Source organism: Gammaproteobacteria bacterium, from assembly GCA_013696315.1.
Classification (GTDB): domain Bacteria; phylum Pseudomonadota; class Gammaproteobacteria; order JACCYU01; family JACCYU01; genus JACCYU01.
Genome location: JACCYU010000212.1, coordinates 1 through 3,056, shown reverse-complemented (window position 1 = coordinate 3,056; position 3,056 = coordinate 1). Strand labels below are relative to the sequence as shown.

Annotated in this window: 3 protein-coding genes and 1 pseudogene; 2 read left to right on the top strand and 2 right to left on the bottom strand. The window is 59.8% G+C overall.

The features are described 5' to 3' along the window. Window positions 1-111: 111 nt before the first annotated feature. Both bioF and H0V34_12485 read left to right on the top strand, forming a co-directional pair. On the top strand, window positions 112-1,371 hold the full coding sequence (gene bioF, locus H0V34_12490) for an 8-amino-7-oxononanoate synthase (protein MBA2492466.1): 1,260 nt from the start codon (window positions 112-114) through the stop codon (window positions 1,369-1,371). Between the two features lie 86 nt (window positions 1,372-1,457). Then, complete coding sequence (locus H0V34_12485) at window positions 1,458-1,961, top strand: GreA/GreB family elongation factor (GenBank protein ID MBA2492465.1); 504 nt, start codon at window positions 1,458-1,460, stop codon at window positions 1,959-1,961. Between the two features lie 390 nt (window positions 1,962-2,351). Here H0V34_12485 and H0V34_12480 read toward each other — a convergent pair. Both H0V34_12480 and H0V34_12475 read right to left on the bottom strand, forming a co-directional pair. Continuing rightward, a pseudogene (locus tag H0V34_12480) lies at window positions 2,352-2,522 on the bottom strand (transposase). A gap of 367 nt (window positions 2,523-2,889) precedes the next feature. Then, window positions 2,890-3,056: CRISPR-associated endonuclease Cas2 (locus H0V34_12475; protein MBA2492464.1), on the bottom strand; the 167-nt coding region annotated here is incomplete at its 5' end.

Below are 3,056 nucleotides of genomic sequence, written 5' to 3'. Positions count from 1 at the left end.
TGCTGTTTATCGACCACTATCAGGACATCGCGCGCGGACATTTCGTAATCCGGCGCCTGGAGCGGAAATACGGTGGTGACCTGGTGAAAGCCGCTTATGATAGTCTGTGGGATGGGGATCGGCGATCGGCCTGGCTGCATTTGTACGAACGACGCGACCTACGACAACAGAGCTAGAACAAGATCGTTGAAAGATTTGAGACCCTTACTTGAGCTACGCCGTGCGACTGGGCTTTATCGAGCGCGGCGCATCGCCGAAGGGCCACAATGCCCGGAGCAGGTCATCGACGGCAGGCGCATGGTCTCGTTCTGCAGTAATGATTATCTGGGGCTGGCGAATGATCCGGACGTGGTCGCAGCCTTCAAGAAAGCGGTTGAAGAATACGGCGTCGGCAGCGGTGCGGCGCATTTGATCAACGGTCATACGCGCGCGCATCACGCGCTGGAGGAAGATCTCGCGGAGTTCACAGGGCGGGCGCGCGCATTGCTCTTCTCGACCGGTTATATGGCTAATCTCGGTGTGATCTCAACGCTCGTCAGTCGCGGCGACAGTGTGCTCGAAGACCGACTCAATCACGCTTCCCTGATCGATGCGGGCCTGTTGTCCGGGGCGCGTTTGATGCGCTACCCGCATCGCGACGTTTCAAATCTAAGCCGCAAACTTGCGATCCGTGAGCAAGGCAAGAAGCTGATCGTGACCGACGGCGTCTTCAGCATGGACGGCGACATCGCGCCACTTGCCGAACTCGCAGATGTCGCTATGCAACATGATGCATGGCTGATGGTAGACGACGCTCACGGACTCGGCGTGCTGGGCGCAAGCGGCCGCGGATCACTGGAGCACTGCGGCATAGACATCTCACGGGTGGCGATATTGATGGGTACACTGGGCAAGGCGTTCGGCACTTTCGGCGCATTCGTGGCCGGTTGCGAGGCACTGATAGAGATACTCATTCAAGCGGCGCGCACGTACGTCTACACAACGGCCCCGCCGCCCGCGATAGCCGAGGCGACGCGCACGGCGTTGCGCATCGCGCAACGGGACTCGTGGCGGCGGGAACGGCTGCGCGAGTTGGTGAACCGATTCCGTAACGGCGCGGCGGCGCTGGATTTGCCGCTGGTCAAGTCCGAAACTCCGATCCAGCCCTTGTTGATAGGCGACGCAGCGCGCGCCACGATCATCGGCGAAGCGCTGGTGGCACAAGGCATACTCGCCACCGCCATTCGGCCGCCCACCGTGCCGAAGGGCACGGCAAGGCTACGCATCACGTTGTCGACGATGCACACGGACGCGCACGTAGATAAGTTGCTGGACGCGCTGGCGACGGTTCGGCTCCAATACCGTCTGGGGGTTAACGACGCAACGCGCTAAACTCCAAGTGTGGGGTATCTGTTGAAGCGTCGAATCACTCCGCTATCAAGCGCAATTGTTGTTTTACCAATCAACAGGAGGTTGATATGAGCCGGGCCTTTGTCAATGAAGATCTTGTCGCCGACAGCGCCACGCCGCCCGAGCGCCTGATCAGTAGGGAAACGAACTACGTTACACCGCGCGGATTGAATTTACTCGAAGCGCGTCTTGCCGAACTGTCCACGGAGCGATCCGCGCTGAAGGTGCACGACGAGATTAGCGCGCGAGATCGGCTGGCGGAGGTTGAGCGGGATATGGATTATTACGCCGCGCGCATCGAGTCGGCCAGACTCGTGCCGGTGCCCACGCAGGCGCCCGAGCAGGTGACTTTTGGTACACGTGTGAGCGTGGCAACACCGGATGGCGAGGAGCGCGATTATACGCTGGTGGGTGAAGATGAAGCCGATGTGTCGCAAGGTCTCATCAGCTGGGTTTCGCCTTTGGGAAAGGCCTTGCTCGGCGCCCGTGAGACGGATGAGGTCATATGGCGGCGTCCGGCGGGCGACGTGCAACTTGAAGTAATCGAAATCGCGTTACCCGAAAAAAAGTAACGGGCAGTATACCGGGATAGCCTGCAGGCACGCGCCCGACGTGGCTCGGCCAGGACTCGATCAGCGATCGAGTCCTCTGTAAAGTCGCGCGCGATGTCGACGATTTTGCCAAAGCCTTCGTTTGGTGGGCCCGCCAGGACTCGAACCTGGGACCAAGGGATTATGAGTCCGCTTGGCCTCTAAATAGTGTGAGCTTATTCAACAACTTATCGGGACGTCCGTTGCCCATACGAACTTGGACCTTTTTCCGCCGAGCGCAATCCGCGGGACTTTCCTGGCGCTGTTGCGAACCCATTCAACGATTGGGCTCAAGCATGTCATCGATCTTCTGAGCCATGCCAGGTATGGAGAACGGCGATGGCGCTAGCAGCGTATGCCGCACCCTGGCCCTTGGCCGCCGGTGATGGCGCGTCGCCCGCGCATTTGCCCTGAGTCGCGGTTCATCGGGGCGACGTTGACCAGCGCACAGATTTCGCGGCGAATGAGCCTGCCGAGTTCCGGCAGCGCCGCGATCACGGTCGCTGCCGTCGTTGGGCCAATTCCCGACACGGAGCGCAGCAGCGTTTCGCTGCGGATAACGTGAGGAGGGGAGAGGTCCCTCTTGGGCGTCCGATACGCTTCAATGAGGCCGCAGCGTTTCGCTGCGGATAACCGCGAATGGCGTCGATCAGTTTGCGGGCTTTCACTCGCTTCAATGAGGCCGCAGCGTTTCGCTGCGGATAACAGGCCGCGCTGGAAGCCGCATTCCAACTGATCTGGCAGGCCAGTTCGCGAGCGCTGGTACTTCCAGCGCCTTTTTAACGCTTAACGGGCATTGTCTATCGTCGAAAAAGTGAAAAGTATCGAGTTGTCAAAGAACTATATAAACGCGAGCGCTGCCCTGAAAAATCTGCACCACCTCAGCGCTCGCGCTGCGACGGCGCAGTCTTCAGACAATCACCGCTTCCCTCGCGACCGCCTGGAATTCTTTGCCGAGACTCACCACGCGCGGCCTCACGGTGTCCGCCGGGCCGATGTCCATGCTGATCACATGGTCGTTCTTATGATGGATGATGCCATCCAGCAAGGCAATGAGTTCGGCGTGGCGCTTGCGGC

Coding starts and splice junctions, on each gene's coding strand:
- bioF (MBA2492466.1), top strand. CDS start 112: ATGGGGATCGGCGATCGGCCTGGCTGCATTTGTACGAACGACGCGACC.
- H0V34_12485 (MBA2492465.1), top strand. CDS start 1,458: ATGAGCCGGGCCTTTGTCAATGAAGATCTTGTCGCCGACAGCGCCACG.